At 62.8% G+C, this 14,238-nt stretch carries 10 protein-coding genes; 5 read left to right on the top strand and 5 right to left on the bottom strand.

Translation table 11 applies throughout. The features are described 5' to 3' along the window. Positions 1 to 35: 35 nt before the first annotated feature. Both ACHZCU_RS21595 and ACHZCU_RS21590 read left to right on the top strand, forming a co-directional pair. Positions 36 to 1,031, top strand: coding sequence for a 4-hydroxyproline epimerase (locus ACHZCU_RS21595; protein WP_394706172.1), 996 nt, complete (start codon positions 36 to 38; stop codon positions 1,029 to 1,031). 35 nt (positions 1,032 to 1,066) lie between these two features. Further along, positions 1,067 to 2,104, top strand: coding sequence for an Ldh family oxidoreductase (locus ACHZCU_RS21590; protein WP_319520676.1), 1,038 nt, complete (start codon positions 1,067 to 1,069; stop codon positions 2,102 to 2,104). 58 nt (positions 2,105 to 2,162) lie between these two features. On the opposite strand, the gene ACHZCU_RS21585 is transcribed toward ACHZCU_RS21590, so the two are convergent. The 5 genes from ACHZCU_RS21585 to ACHZCU_RS21565 form a co-directional block, all read right to left on the bottom strand. Beyond that, positions 2,163 to 3,509, bottom strand: a complete 1,347-nt coding sequence (locus tag ACHZCU_RS21585) for a HAMP domain-containing sensor histidine kinase (protein ID WP_319520675.1) — start codon at positions 3,507 to 3,509, stop codon at positions 2,163 to 2,165. Further along, entirely contained in the window at positions 3,506 to 4,231 is a 726-nt protein-coding gene (locus tag ACHZCU_RS21580) for a response regulator transcription factor (protein WP_319520674.1), read from the bottom strand. Before ACHZCU_RS21580 ends, ACHZCU_RS21585 begins: the two co-directional genes overlap by 4 nt. Before the next feature lie 93 nt (positions 4,232 to 4,324). After that, on the bottom strand, positions 4,325 to 7,399 hold the full coding sequence (locus tag ACHZCU_RS21575; RefSeq protein WP_319520673.1) for an efflux RND transporter permease subunit: 3,075 nt from the start codon (positions 7,397 to 7,399) through the stop codon (positions 4,325 to 4,327). Between the two features lies 1 nt (position 7,400). Then, positions 7,401 to 8,645: an efflux RND transporter periplasmic adaptor subunit gene (locus ACHZCU_RS21570; protein WP_319520672.1), complete on the bottom strand. Its 1,245-nt coding sequence runs from the start codon at positions 8,643 to 8,645 to the stop codon at positions 7,401 to 7,403. 154 nt (positions 8,646 to 8,799) lie between these two features. Next, the gene (locus ACHZCU_RS21565) at positions 8,800 to 9,690 is read right to left on the bottom strand and encodes an AraC family transcriptional regulator (RefSeq protein WP_319520671.1); all 891 of its coding nucleotides are present in this window, start codon (positions 9,688 to 9,690) and stop codon (positions 8,800 to 8,802) included. Positions 9,691 to 9,833: 143 nt separating this feature from the next. Between ACHZCU_RS21565 and ACHZCU_RS21560 the strand changes: the two genes are divergently transcribed. Genes ACHZCU_RS21560 through ACHZCU_RS21550 form a run of 3 tightly spaced genes read left to right on the top strand, consistent with a single transcriptional unit; the run spans position 9,834 to position 14,236 of the window. After that, a complete protein-coding gene (locus tag ACHZCU_RS21560) occupies positions 9,834 to 12,005 on the top strand; it encodes a TonB-dependent siderophore receptor (protein WP_319520670.1) in 2,172 nt (723 codons plus the stop codon). Positions 12,006 to 12,023: 18 nt separating this feature from the next. Then, positions 12,024 to 13,175 (top strand): ABC transporter substrate-binding protein, encoded by a 1,152-nt coding sequence (locus ACHZCU_RS21555; RefSeq protein ID WP_319520669.1) that lies wholly within the window; start codon positions 12,024 to 12,026, stop codon positions 13,173 to 13,175. Positions 13,176 to 13,192: 17 nt separating this feature from the next. Continuing rightward, positions 13,193 to 14,236, top strand: coding sequence for a FecCD family ABC transporter permease (locus tag ACHZCU_RS21550; protein ID WP_394706177.1), 1,044 nt, complete (start codon positions 13,193 to 13,195; stop codon positions 14,234 to 14,236). The last annotated feature ends 2 nt before the right edge of the window (positions 14,237 to 14,238 follow it).

The raw sequence follows: 14,238 nt of genomic DNA, 5'->3' as shown, positions 1-14,238 counted from the left end.
TTCTGTCTTCGCTGGTGATGAAGGACAGGAACATCATGCGCAGTACATTCTTTTGCATCGACGGTCACACGGCCGGCAATCCCGTCCGGCTGGTGGCCGGCGGCGCACCGCTTCTGGCGGGCGCATCGATGTCCGAACGCCGTCAGGATTTTCTGAAGCGCTTCGACTGGATCCGCACCGGACTGTGCTTCGAACCACGCGGCCATGACATGATGTCGGGCGGATTTCTGTATCCGCCGACACAGGATGATACCGACGCGGGCATTCTTTATATCGAGACCAGCGGCTGCCTGCCGATGTGCGGCCACGGCACGATCGGGATTGTGACATTCGCGCTTGAAAACGGGCTGATCCGGCCCAAAACGCCGGGTCATCTGAAGCTGGAAGTCCCCGCCGGGCTGATTGCAATCGACTATCGGCAGGAGGGCAAGCGGGTTACGGCGGTGAAGATCACCAATGTCCCGGCCTATCTGGCGGCAACCGGCATCGAGATCGACGTGCCGGATTTCGGCCCGCTCACGCTCGATGTCGCCTATGGCGGCAATTACTACGCCATTATCGAGCCGCAGGGCGCCTATGAGGGGCTGAACGCTCTGGGCGCCGCGCGGATCATCGATCTTTCCAACACGGTCCGCGCGCTGGTGCGGGAAAAGTTCACGCCCGTGCATCCGCTCGACCCGACCATTGCCGGCGTTTCACACGTAATGTGGACCGACGCCCCGAAGCATGGCGGAGACGGACGCAATGCCGTTTTCTACGGCGACAAGGCGATCGACCGTTCCCCCTGCGGAACCGGCACTTCGGCGCGCATGGCGCATCTTGCGGCAAAAGGCAGACTGAAGCCGGGCGACAGCTTCGTCCATGAAAGCTATATCGGCACCACCTTCACCGGGCGGGTGGAAGAACCGGCCCGACTGGGCGATCATGATGCCATTATTCCGTCCATCGAAGGATCGGCAATCGCGACGGGTTTCAATACGATCTTCATCGATGATGATGACCCCCTGTGGCAGGGCTTTCAGGTCAGATAAGCGCTTGTCCTATATCACGATTGCAAGGAGGCTGCATGGGCGAAGACCTGGAAGCGATTTCAATTGACGAGGCGCGGTCACTCGGGCACCGCCTTCTGCTGGCAGCCGGATATTCCGAAGCCCATGCCCGCACCATCACCGACTGGGTCGTAAAGGCGCAGATCGACGAATGCCATTCTCACGGTCTTTACCGGCTGATCAGCTGCTGCGAACTGATCGAGCGCGGCAAGGTCGATCCTGTCGCCACACCGCACGTCGAAGACAGGGCGCCGGCCATTGTCCGGGTCGATGCCTGCAAGGGCATTTCGCTGCAGGCTTTCGAGGCGGGACTTCCGGTGCTGGCCGAAAAGGCCCGAAACTGCGGCATCGCGGCGCTTGCGATCAACAATTGTTTTCATTTCTCCGCACTCTGGCCGGAAGCCGAAATGATTGCCAACAAGGGGCTGGTCGCAATCGTAACCACCGTCAGCCACGCCTGGGTTGCGCCGGCCGGCGGCAGCAAGCCGGTTTTCGGCACCAATCCGTTCTCATTCGGCTGGCCGCGGCCGGGCAAACATCCTTTCGTGTTCGATTTTGCCACGTCGGCCATTGCCCGCGGCGATATCGAACTGCATCGCCGCACCGGCACGCCGTTGCCGCAGGGCACTGCGATCGATGCAGATGGTGCGCCCACCACCGACGCGAAGGCGGCAGTTGACGGCGCCATGCTGACCTTCGGCGGGCACAAGGGGTCGGCGCTCTCGACCATGATCGAACTTATCGCCGGACCGCTGATCGGGGATATGACCAGTGCAGAATCCATCGCCTTCGATGACGATGCAAAGGTCGTGCCGTTGCACGGAGAGCTGATTATCGCGCTCGACCCGACCTCGTTTGCGGGCCAGGCGATGGCGGCAGACAATCTGAAACGCGGCGAAGCGCTGTTTGGCGCCATAGAAGGGCAGGGGGCCCGGTTGCCATCTGCCCGCCGATACATGGCCCGGACCCGCAACCAAAAGTCGGGCACCATGCCGATAAAGCAGAATGTGCTCGAAGAGCTTAGAACACGCGCCGCCCGGCTTGATACGCGCTGAATTGCAGCCCCGGACAGGTGCGCCGCAGGTCACGTTGTCGCTCGGCTACCGGTTCTGATCACGATGATGGCGCCAGCGTATCGTCGGTGAATGTCAGCGCGACAACGAGCCCGTGCGGTTCGTTGTCGTGAAACGAAACCGTGCCGCCGTGATCGCGGACGATGTCGTCGACGATCGACAGGCCAAGGCCGAAACCGGAGGGCGCGTTTTTTTCGCTACGCGCATCATCAAGCTTGAAGAAGGGTTCGATGAGGCGGCCGCGCGATGTTTCGGGAACGCCCGGGCCATTGTCGCGGATTTCGATTTTCACGCCGGTTCCGGTGTCCCTCAGCGTGACAGTGACAGAGGTGCCGAATTTCAGGCCGTTGTCGCAGAGATTGACGATGGCGCGCTGGAAGGCGTTTGGCTTGACCGTCCAGATCAGGCGCGGCGGCCCGTCATAGGTGATGTCGGAGCCGAGATCGGAATAATCGGCGACGATGGTTTCCAGCATGCTGGCAAGATCGGTGCGTTCGGGCTGCTCGGTGTCCCTGTCATTGCGGATATAATCCAGCGTCGCGTTGATGAGCTTGTTGACATTGCCGACATCGGCGACGATCTGGTCGCGCAGCTCCGCGTTTTCAATCCGTTCGCTGCGCAGGCGAATGCGGGTCAGCGGGGTTCTCAGATCATGGCTGACGGCGCGCAGCATGCGGGTCTGGCCCGCCATCATCGCACGGATGCGGAATTTGAGTTCGTTCAGAACATTCGTCAGGTCGGCAATCTCGCGGCTGCCCTGCGCCTTCAGCGGTGCGTCATTATCGAGAAAGGCCTTTGTCGAGGCCAGTTCGCGCATCAGGTTTCTGAGCGGCGCGGTGATGGCCCTGATGCCGAAAACCGAAAACAGCGCCACGAATGTGACGAAGGAAATGAAGTAGTAGGTGTAGCGCGACGTAAAGTCGTGAACGACAAAAGTCGAGGCGTCCGGCATGTAGAGAAGTGCGTTCTGTTGCGTGATCGGCACGAAAATCGCCGGGCTGCCATCATGCAGAACGATCTCGGTTCCCGGCGACATATCGTGATATTCGGCCGAAAACAGCAGGGAGAGCATCCGGCTCAAAAAGCCGCCGGTGCGCTCGGCTTCGACAAGGCTTTCGAAATCCCGCTGATCGGTGAGCGCAATATCCATGCCGGCGCGCCGGGCGCCGGCAAGCAATGCCGCGTGGTCCTCGGGCGGGGTCTGCGCGAACAGGGCCGCCACCGTTTCGGCGCGCGCCACGGTCACATCATTGTCGTCCGAATATTCCCCGCCTTCCAGGTTTTCCAGCAATGAACCCGCCTTTACGACCACGATGATGGCCACCACGATGAGCAGCACCATCTGGGTGCGGATCGTTGTCGGCAGAAACCGTCTCAGCCAGGTCATTCGCGCTCCACCGCCGCCGTGAACACATAGCCGCCGAGACGCACGGTCTGGAGAAGCTGCGGCTCCTTCGGGTCCTTCTCGATCTTCTGGCGCAGCCGGCTGACATGAACGTCGATACTGCGCTCGATCGGCCCGGCAAGGCCGGAATGGGTGAGCATCAGCAGTTCCTCGCGCGAGATGACGCGGCCGGGGTTCTGGCAAAGGGCAACCAGAATATCGAATTCGGTCGTCGTCAGCGAGACGCGGGCATGGCTCGGATCGTGAAGCTGCCGGCGCATCGGGTCGAGCCGCCAGTCCTCGAACCGGAAGGCGGTCGGGGCATGGTTGGTCTTCACGCCATAGGCCGCGCGCCTCAGCAGGCTGCGAATGCGGGCGATCACCTCACGCGGGCTGAAGGGCTTGGTGATGTAGTCGTCGGCCCCGACCTCGAGCCCGACAATGCGGTCGACCTCTTCGCCAAGCGCCGTCAGCAGGATGATCGGAATGGTATTGCCGGCGCGGATGCCGCGGCACAGGCTGATGCCATCCTCGCCCGGCAGCATGACGTCGAGGATGATGAGATCGAAATTCTGGCCCAGCATCGCCCGGCGCATGGCCTGCCCGTCCTGGACATGGGTGGCGTGCATGCCGTTCTGGCGGATGGTTTCCACCAGCAGATCGGCAATCTCGGTATCGTCCTCGACAATCAGAATATGCCCGGATCTGTAATCATTGGTGTTCAATTTCGTTCTCCGAAGCCGGGTGAGGGGAGGCCGGATATCTCCGGCACGCCAGTCCCAAGGTTTGTTCGTTTGGAGGCAATTGTCCAGCGGTTGTCATGACTGTGCGTCTGGCGCGGGTTCGCCCGTCTCCGCGTGCCGGGCAAAAAGCCGCGTCAACCGGTCGCCGAGGCCGGAGACGATGAGGTGCAGCGCCGGCACCACGGCGAGCGACAGGAAGGTCGAGGCGATCAGCCCGCCGATGACGGTGATGGCCATTGGCGAACGAAACTCGCCGCCTTCGCCGAAGGCCAGCGCCGAGGGCAGCATGCCCGCGACCATGGCCAGCGTGGTCATGATGATCGGCCGCACCCGTTCCGCGCAGGCCTCCATGGTGGCCTCGAGGCGGGGATGGCCGGCCTTTTCGTGTTCAATGGCGAAATCGACCAGCATGATGGCGTTCTTGGTGACGATCCCCATCAGCATCAGGATGCCGATCACCACCGGCAGCGAGATGGCGCTTCCCGTCAGCATCAGCGCCGCCACTACGCCGCTGACGGAAAGCGGCAGCGAGGCCAGAATGGTGAACGGCGAAAGGAAACTGCCGAACAGCAGCACCAGCACCACGAAGACCAGCAGCACGCCGGCGCTCATGGCGACGATGAAGCTGGAAAACACATCGCCTTGCGTATCGGAATCGCCCGTCGTGGAAATCCGCACCGTGGGCGGCAGATCGCGCATGGCGGGAAGGCTCATCAGCGCCTCCAGCCCTTCGCCCGATGTCAGCCCATCGGCCATGTCCGCGCCGATATCGATGCGGCGCTCGCGGTCGAGCCGTTCGATGGAGGACAGCGTTTCGCCATAGGTGAACCGGACCACGCTGGACAGCGGGACCTGAATGCCGCCTGCCGCCGGAATGCCCAGCAGGCCGAGGGTCTCGATATCGGTGCGCAGGTTCTCGTCCAGTTGCACGCGGATCGGGATAAGGCGGCCGCCATCGGCGAATTTCGGCAGGTTGTCGTCGCTGTCGCCAACCGTCGAAACGCGGATGGTCTCGGCAATCGACGCGGTGGAGACGCCAAGCGACTCTGCCTTTTTCGACAGCACATCCATGCGCAGTTCCGGCCGCATGGCGGTGGCTTCCGAGCTCGGGTTGACGAAGGCCGGATCGTTTTCCATCGCCGTCAGGATCGCGTTGGCCGCAGCTTGCGCGGCATCGCCGTCATCGCTCAAGATGGCAAAGGAAATATCGCGGCCGCCGCGTGCATTGAGAAACTGATAGCGGATATCGGGGATGGCGGAGAGTTCGACCTTTATGGCCGCCTCGACATCGGATGCGCTCATATCGCGGCCGGCGGCCGGGCCGAAATCGAGCGTGACGGCGGCAAACCGCACGCCGCGCTCGCCCGAAGCGCTGGCGCCGCCGCGAATGAACACGGTGTCGAGATCGCCGACGCGGGAAAAACGGCGACTTACATCTTCGGCCACTGCACGGGTTTCATCGAGCGTCGAGCCTGCCGGCAGCTCGACGGTGAGCGCCAGCCTGCCGGTGTCTTCCTCGGGCAGGAAGGCGGTGGGCAGTGAGCCGAGCTGCATCATCGACAGGGCAAACAGACCGACGGCAAGCCCGACCGTCAGCCAGCGGAATTTCAGCGCCAGCCGCAGGAGACGCTGATAGGCACAGACAAACGCGCCCCGCCCGCCTTCAGCCGGGATTGTCCCGGTCAGGAAATAGGCCGACAGGATGGGCGTGATCAGGCGGGCGACCAGCAGCGAGAAGAACACCGCGATGGCGACCGTCAGGCCGAATTCGCGGAAATAGAGGCCGACCTCGCCGCTCATCAGGCCGACCGGCACGAAAACGGCGATGATGGTGGCGGAAATGGCGATGACCGCGAGCCCGATTTCATCGGAGGCGTCGAGTGCGGCCCGATAGGGTTTCTTGCCCATGGCGCGGTGGCGCGCGATGTTTTCGATTGCGACGATAGCATCGTCGACAAGGATGCCGGTGACCAGCGTGATCGCCAGAAGTGTGAGGATGTTGAGCGAAAAGCCCAAAAGGCCGATGACGAAAAAGGTCGGGACCGCCGAAAGCGGCAGCGCCAGCGCGGCAATGATTGTCGCCCGCCAGTCCTTAAGAAACAGGAAGATGACGGCAACGGCCAGCGCCGCGCCTTCCAGCAGCGTATGCATGGCGGCATCATAATTGCCGCGGGTATAGCGCACGCCGTCATCCACCAGAGTCATGGTGATGCCGGGGGTTGCCGTAGCGATTTCATCGATCCTGCGGGCAACGCTGTCGGCGACGCCGGTTTCGCTGGCGCCCATGGTGCGCTCGACGGAAAAGGCGACCACTTCGGCCCCGCCGAGCAGGGCAAAACTGCGCGGTTCGGCGTAAAGATCGCGGATCGCGCCAAGGTTTCCGAGCGCGATCTGCCGGCCGCCGGGGCGCGCAATGCCGATGGCCGAAAGATCGGCAACGTCGTCCACCCTGGCGCGCGTGCTCAACACCTGTTCGCGCCCGCCGAACGTGCTGCGCCCGCCGGAAACATCGAGCTGCGTGGAGGCAAGACTTTCCGTTACCGCGCTGGCCGAAAGCCCATAAGCGTGAAGCCGGTCCGGGTCGAGCGAAACCCGGATTTCGCGGTCGACGCCGCCGATGCGGCTGATGCCGGCAAGTCCGGGCACGGATTGCAGTTCGCGCGCCAGCGTGTCGTCGATGAACCACGAGACCTCGGCAAGCGACATATCCGTGCTCGACACCGCATAGATGGCGACCGGCTGCGCCTCTTCCTCGATGCGTTCGATGATCGGCTCGTCGATATCGGCCGGCAGGTCGGAGCGGATCCGGGAGACCGCGCCGCGCACCTCCGAAACCGCCCTGTCGATGTCGACCGTACCGAGCACGAAATCGACCTCGGTGACGGATTCGCCATTGGTGACGGTCGAGGAAATCCTTTCGACATTGGCAAGCGAGGCCAGCGCGTTTTCGACCGGTTTTGTGACTTCGGTTTCAAGCTCTTCGGGGGCGACGCCCGACTGCCCGACGGTGACGCTGACCACCGGCGTATCGATGGTCGGAAAATAGGTGATCGGCAGGCGCATGAAGCCGTAGACGCCGACCACCATCAAGACAATGAACAGCAGGATCGAGGCAAGCGGCGAGCGGATCGCCCAGGCGGAGATGTTCATCTTATCCGGCCCTCGATACGGTCACGGCGGCGGCATTGCCGGTGTCTGTCGACGGCAGATGATAGTCATCGACCGCCGGCACCACGCGCTCGCCGTCCTTCAGGAAACTTCCGGCCTTCAGCACCACGCGTTCGCTGGGGCGGATGCCGCTCAGAACCTCTATGAGATCGCCCTCAGTCAGCCCGGTCTCGACCGGCCGTTTCGACACGATGCCATCTTCAACAATGGTAACGATGGTTTCGCCGTTTCCGGCAAAGCGGATCGCGGAGACGGGAAGCAGGATGGAGCGGCGCGACAGCACTTCGATCCGTCCGCTCACAAAGGCGCCGACCACGAGACCTTCCGGGTCGTCGAGCGCGATCCGCACGGCCCCCAGGCGGGTTGCCGCATCGATCTGCGCGGTGCGATGCCGGACATGGCCCTCAAGCGGCGCGTCGCGCCCTTCAAGATGAAAGACCGCCTTCTGGCCTTCCCTGATGCGGGCCAGATCGGCCTCGGCCACCGCGACCTCAAGTTCCAGATCGCCGTCTTCGGCCAGCACAAAAAGCGGCTCGCCGGAAAGCGCGGCAGTGTGGCCGGTGCGGGCGTTGCGGACAAGCACAAGCCCGGCGGCCGGGGCCCTGACCGTGCTCTTGTCGAGCGTGCGCTCAATTTCCGCGCGGTTGCGCCCGACAAGCTCCAGCTCGGCCTCGGCCACCTCCAGCGCATTGCGGGCGAGCGCCAGATCAGCGGCGGCGCGGGCGTGATCATTCTCGCGCTCGCTTAACGCCCGTTCGGAGACCGCGCCGCTGGTGACCAGCGAGCGGTTGCGCGCCAGTTCCTTTGCCGCCTCCGCCTCACTGACCCTGGCTTTTTCGAGCCGCGCCTTTTCCTGCTCGATCATCGTGCGGGTCCGGCGCCGCTCGACGGTGTTCTTCTCCAGCGCCAGTTCGGCAGCGCTTGTGTCGATCTCGGCAAGCGGCGCGCCCGCGGCGACATAATCGCCTTCCTCGACAAGCACCGCGCGGATGATTTCGCCGTCCACCTCGGCATGCACCGGCACGTCTTCCCGCGCGATAACCGCCCCGGTCGCCGCCACCGTGCCGACGACCTCGCCCTCACGTGCGGCCGCCACGGTGACATGCCTGACCTCCTGCGCCGAAGCGAGGGAAACGGAAGCAACCGCGAACAACACCGCAAACATCGGCAAAAGCCGCCGCCTGCCATGCGCTCCGAAAAGGGAAAAATCAGTCGTCTTGTCTGTCATGGCCGATCTCTGTGCAAGAAACCGGAGCCGGCCCATCCGACCCCGCCACGACATCTGCCAGAGCAGCCCCACAGCAGGTGCTACGTTATGTTACAAAATATTGCGAACCCGGCCGGCGACTGTTCCAGGGTGTCTGTAGGAATTGCAGGGGAAATCAGATATCGGCGTGGCCCCTCAGCGCCTTGGGCGAGACGCCGAAATGTTTCTTGAAGGCGACCGAGAAATGGGCCGGGGTGAAGCCGATGCGGTAGGCGACGGTGGCGATCTGCATATTGCCCGATGACAGCAGGCGGTAGGCGGCGTCCATGCGGGCCTCGTGCAGGTAGGCGTTCGGGCTCATGCCGAAGATGTGGCTGAAACCTTCCCTGAGTTTCCGGCTGTTGAGGCCGACGGCGAGCGCCAGACCGGCAAGGGCCGGGGGATGGGCAAGATTGCTGTCGAGGAGGTCCTTGGCCGCGCGGATGCGTTCGGCGTCGGCCAGGCTGATTGCCGTGGCGCCGGTCTCGCCGTCACCGGTGTTTTCAAGCGCGATGCCGGTCAGTTCCAGCGCCTTGCCCGTGAGGAACAGCGAGCGCCCCGCGCCCTTCAGCGGGCAGGCGGCGATCTGGCTGCAGACGCCGCGAATGCTTTCCGGGATACGGCTGATGCGCAGGGCGGGGATATGCGGGTTGTCGCTCAGGAAGGAACCGGCGCGGTGTGCAGCAGAACCGTCTGAAACATGCGCAGCGAAGGTCGGCGTCAGCGAGACGGCGGTGTAGCGCAGCGTCTGGCCGCCGGAAAACATATGCTCGCCTTCTTCCGCCCGGCGGTTCCAGACAAGGCAGAGCGCAGGGCCGGCGACGGTGAAGCGGTCATGACCCGGCAGGCCACATTCCAGCTTTCCCGTCTCGACCACGATCACCCGCAGACCATCGAAAAGCGCCTCGTTGCGCCGGAAGGTCGAGGCGATCTTCAGCGTTCCGGCGGTCAGCGCGGTCTGCCCGTCATAAAGCGCGTCAACCCGGCGGTCTTCCTGCTCTATCGCCGCAGCGCCATTCTCCATCATCGTCCCGTTTCCCGCATGCGGACGAAGCCCCCGCACGCCATCGAAAGAAAGAGTCCGTCCATCGAAAGGACGGCAAATTGCCATGCGCCGGACCGCCGTGGCAACAAAACATGAATTTTTCAGTAAAGTTATAGGGGGTCTCGGTGAGAGATTGCAAGCGCAACGTCAGTGCCCGGTTCGGTGTCCGTCTGCTGGTTTCAACGGTCAGTCTAATTGCCATGTCCGCCGGCGGTCAGGCCCTGGCGCAACAGGCAACGCAGGACGGCGCAAAAGACACGACGGTTCTTGATCCGGTCACGGTAACCACCACGGGCGGCGCCGAGGGGTATGTCGCCTATGACACCACCACCGGCAGCAAGACCGGCACGCCGATTGCCGAAACGCCGCAATCGGTCAACGCCGTCACCGCGGAGGAGATGAAGGACCGCGCCGTTTCCACGACGACGGAGGCGATTGAATATTCGCCCGGCGTCTTCGCCTCCACCAGCGCCATTTCCCAGCGTTTCGACTATTTCAGCATACGCGGTTTCGACGCCACCAATTCCGGCATCATGCTGGACGGGCTGAATTCGACCACGCCGCAATCCTATGTCCGCTATCAGCCCTACGGCATGGAGGAGATCGACGTTTTGAGCGGCCCGTCCTCGGTGCTTTACGGCGCCGGTTCGCTCGGCGGCGTCGTCAATACCATCAGCAAGAAGCCGCTGGACGAGCCGTATCACGAGATCGGTATTCAGGCCGGCAGCCATGACCGGCTCGAGGCGCGCTTCGATTTCTCTGGCCCGGTGAATGAGGACGGCACCCTGCTTTACCGCCTCGTCGGCCTCGGCCGGCTGGCCGATACCCAGTTCGACTACGTGCCCGACGATACCGGCTATTTCGCCCCGTCATTCACATGGCAGCCGAACGCGGATACCAGCCTGACCGTGCTCGGTTCCTACAGCCGCGACGAATTCGGTCCGCCCCGGCCCTTCCTGCCAATTCAGGGGACGATACTGCCCAATCCCAACGGCCCGATCCCGTGGAACACCTATCTCGACGGTTCCGATCTCGACAATCACAACGAGCAGTTCAATCTCGGCTATGAATTCGACCATGCCTTCAACGATGTCTGGTCGTTCCACTCCGCCGGGCGCTACACCCGCAACGACCTGTTCACCCAGACGCTTTCCGGCATGAGCCTTCAGCCCGATATGCGCACGCTGAACCGGACTGCCTATGAATTCTCGATCGTCGGCGACATCTTCGCGCTGGATAACAATGCCAAGGCCGAATGGCAGGCGGGCCCGTGGGAAGGCACCAATGTCTTCGGCGTTGCCTATCGCAACACCGCGGAAGACTACTGGCTGAATTCCGGCACCGCAGACCCGGTCGATATCTATAACCCGACCTATAACGGCCAGTTTTCGGCCCCCACGCCGTTTACCAGCACCGATCAGACCAGCAACGGGCTCGGCCTCTATGCGGCCAACACCTTCATCTATGATGACATGTTCGCCATCGATCTCGCCGGGCGGCAGGACTGGAACTGGGTGAAGACCGATAACCGGCTGAACGGCACCAGCACAAAACAGGATGACGACGCCTTCACCTATCGCGCCGGGCTGACCTATCTGTCGGACTGGAACGTCAACCCCTATGTCAGCTACGCCACTTCGTTCGATCCGCAGCTCGGGACCGATTTTTACGGCAACACCTTCAAGCCGACCACCGGCAAGCAGATCGAGGTCGGCGCCAAATACGAGCCGGATGCCTTCGAGGGTCTGTTCACCGTCGCCTATTATCACCTCGTTCAGGAGAATGTGAAAACCGTCGACCCGGACAACGACCTCAACACCATCCAGACCGGCGAGGTTACCGCCAACGGCATCGAGCTTTCCGCCAGCGCCAATGTGACGCCGAATTTCGAATTTCTGGCAAGCTACAGCTACAACCACCAGGAGATCACCAGCACCACCAATCCGCTCGCGGCCGGCAAGCGCCCGACCGGCGTGCCGGAGCACATGGCCTCGCTGTGGATGAACTACACCTTCGATTACGGCGCGTTGAACGGGCTGTCGCTGGGTGCGGGCGTGCGCTATGTCGGCGAGACCTATGCCGACCCGGCCAACACGATCACCGTGCCGGATTTCGCCCTTGTCGATGCCGCGCTTTCCTATAATTTCGGCGCGCGCAATCCCGATCTCGAAGGGCTGAACCTCGCGGTCAACGCCTCCAACCTTTTCGACAAACACTATTACAGCGGTTGCTCGGCACGCTCGTGCAGCCAGGGCTTCGACCGCATGGTCAAGGCCACGCTCACCTATAACTGGTAAGGCCGGGAGACGATCACCATGACGCATATATTCGCAAAAACCGGCTCCCTTTCCGGCCGGGAGGCAAAAGCCACGCTGCTTGCGGCGGGCCTGTTCCTCGCAGCGCTTGCGGGCGACATCTCCGGCGCACGCGCCGACGAGATCACCGTCACCGACGTTACCGGCCACACGGTGACGCTTGACGAACCGGCCGAACGGATCATTCTGCCGGAGGGCCGCCATATCCTGACGCTGGCGCTGCTCGACCCGGACCCGGCCGCCTTTCTGGTCGGCTGGGGCAATGATCTGAAACTGTTTTCGCCCGAGACCTTCGACGCGGTTCACGCCGCCTTTCCCGAGATCGACGATATTCCCGACATGGGCAATCCAATGCAGAATTCGCTTTCGATCGAAAGCATGATGGCGGCAAAGCCCGATCTCGTGATCTTCACGCTTTACGGCCGCGTGCCGACGGAGACGACCGACAAGCTGGAAGCCGCCGGCATTCCTTACATGTTTGTCGATTTCTTCCAGAAGCCGCTTGAAAACACGGTGCCAAGCATGCGCCAGCTCGGGCAGTTGCTGGGCCGGGAAGAACAGGCGGAAGAATTCATCAGCTTTTACGAAAGCCATATGGACGAGATCGCCGACCGGCTTGCCGAAAACACGACGCCGACAAGCGTGTTCTTCCATCTCAACCCTGATGGAGAAAATTGCTGCTATTCCTCCGGCCCCGGAAACATGAGCGATTTCATTGCCGCAGCCGGAGGCCGCAATATCGGCGAGGACCGCATTCCCGGCCCCATCGGCCAGTTGAGCCTGGAATATATTCTGGCGGAAGACCCGGATTTCTATCTTGCCGGCGGCGGTTCCACGGTCAGCCCGGACGGGCTGAAGGTCGGCACCCATATCACGCGGGAAACAGCGGCCGAAACGCTGGCAAAGGTCACAGCCGCGCCGGGCATTTCGGAGCTTACGGCGGTGAAGGACAATGACGCGGCGGGCATCTGGCTGTTCTTCTTCGACAATCCGCTGTTCTTCCTCGGCGTGGAGGAAATGGCGACGCTGTTTCACCCCGACCTGTTTGCCGATGTCGATCCCGATGAAACGCTGGCCGAACTCAATGAACGCTTCCTGCCGTTTGACCTTGAGGGCACATTCTGGATCAAGGCGGGAGCACAATCGAATTGACCGCCACCGCGCCCGCCATGCCGGACAATACGACCGACCTGCGCCGCCGTGCCCTTGAAGGGCATGGCGGTGTCATCCACAGGCGCGTGCTGACGCTTGTGGCGCTGGCCGCGCTTCTGGCCGCAAGTTTCGTTTTCGACCTGATGACCGGCCCCGCGCGGCTTGCGCTCCCGGAGGTCGTCGATGCGCTTTTCGGCGGCAGCGACAGCACGGCCAGTGCCATCATCTGGCAGGTGCGGTTGCCGACGGCCTGTCTTGCGGTGTTGATCGGCGGCTGTCTCGGGCTTGCGGGGTCGGAAATGCAGACCATGCTCGCCAATCCGCTGGCAAGCCCCTTCACGCTGGGCATTTCGTCCGCTGCCGCGTTCGGCGCGGCGCTTGCCATCGTGCTCGGCGTGTCGCTGCCGTTCATTCCGGCGGGCTTTGCGGTTCCGGCCAATGCTTTCGTCTTCTCGCTGCTGACCATTCTGCTGATCCAGCTGATCGCCAACCGGCAGAGCGGCGGCGCGCCGCTGGTGCTGTTCGGCATTGCCATGGTGTTCGCCTTCAATGCGCTGGTCTCGGCTCTGCAATTCGTCGCCACGGCGGATTCGCTGCAACAACTGGTGTTCTGGACAATGGGCTCGCTGACCCGCGCCGACGGGTTTTCCGTCAGCATTCTGGCCGTAGCCCTCGCCGCCATCCTGCCGTTTTCGATGCGGGCATCGCGGGCGCTGACGCTTCTGGAACTGGGCGAGGAGCGCGCCGAAAGCCTCGGCATCTCGATCCGGGGCCTGCGCTTCGGCTGTCTGCTGCGGGCAAGCCTTCTGGCCGCCTTTGCCGTCTCCTTTGCCGGAACCATCGGCTTTGTCGGCCTTGCGGGGCCGCATGTCTCGCGCATGCTGATCGGCGGCGACCACCGGTTTCACCTGCCGGCCTCGGTGCTGTGCGGGGCAATCATCATGTCGCTTTCAAGCATCGCCTCGAAGACCATCCTGCCCGGCGTGCTGCTGCCCATCGGCATCGTCACCACGCTTGTCGGCCTGCCTTTCTTCGTCATTCTGCTGATGCGAGCGCGGTGAAC

Origin of the sequence: uncultured Martelella sp., assembly GCF_963677965.2 — a bacterium.
Classification (GTDB): Bacteria; Pseudomonadota; Alphaproteobacteria; order Rhizobiales; family Rhizobiaceae; genus Martelella; species Martelella mangrovi.
Note: the sequence above shows the minus strand (reverse complement) of the source record. Positions and strands in the feature narration are given on the sequence as shown.

What these genes read in the sequence shown, in the direction of transcription:
- ACHZCU_RS21595 (WP_394706172.1), top strand. Translation starts at nt 36, where the DNA reads ATGCGCAGTACATTCTTTTGCATCGACGGTCACACGGCCGGCAATCCC.
- ACHZCU_RS21590 (WP_319520676.1), top strand. Translation starts at nt 1,067, where the DNA reads ATGGGCGAAGACCTGGAAGCGATTTCAATTGACGAGGCGCGGTCACTC.
- ACHZCU_RS21585 (WP_319520675.1), bottom strand. Translation starts at nt 3,509, where the DNA reads ATGACCTGGCTGAGACGGTTTCTGCCGACAACGATCCGCACCCAGATG.
- ACHZCU_RS21575 (WP_319520673.1), bottom strand. Translation starts at nt 7,399, where the DNA reads ATGAACATCTCCGCCTGGGCGATCCGCTCGCCGCTTGCCTCGATCCTG.
- ACHZCU_RS21570 (WP_319520672.1), bottom strand. Translation starts at nt 8,645, where the DNA reads ATGACAGACAAGACGACTGATTTTTCCCTTTTCGGAGCGCATGGCAGG.
- ACHZCU_RS21565 (WP_319520671.1), bottom strand. Translation starts at nt 9,690, where the DNA reads ATGATGGAGAATGGCGCTGCGGCGATAGAGCAGGAAGACCGCCGGGTT.
- ACHZCU_RS21555 (WP_319520669.1), top strand. Translation starts at nt 12,024, where the DNA reads ATGACGCATATATTCGCAAAAACCGGCTCCCTTTCCGGCCGGGAGGCA.
- ACHZCU_RS21550 (WP_394706177.1), top strand. Translation starts at nt 13,193, where the DNA reads ATGCCGGACAATACGACCGACCTGCGCCGCCGTGCCCTTGAAGGGCAT.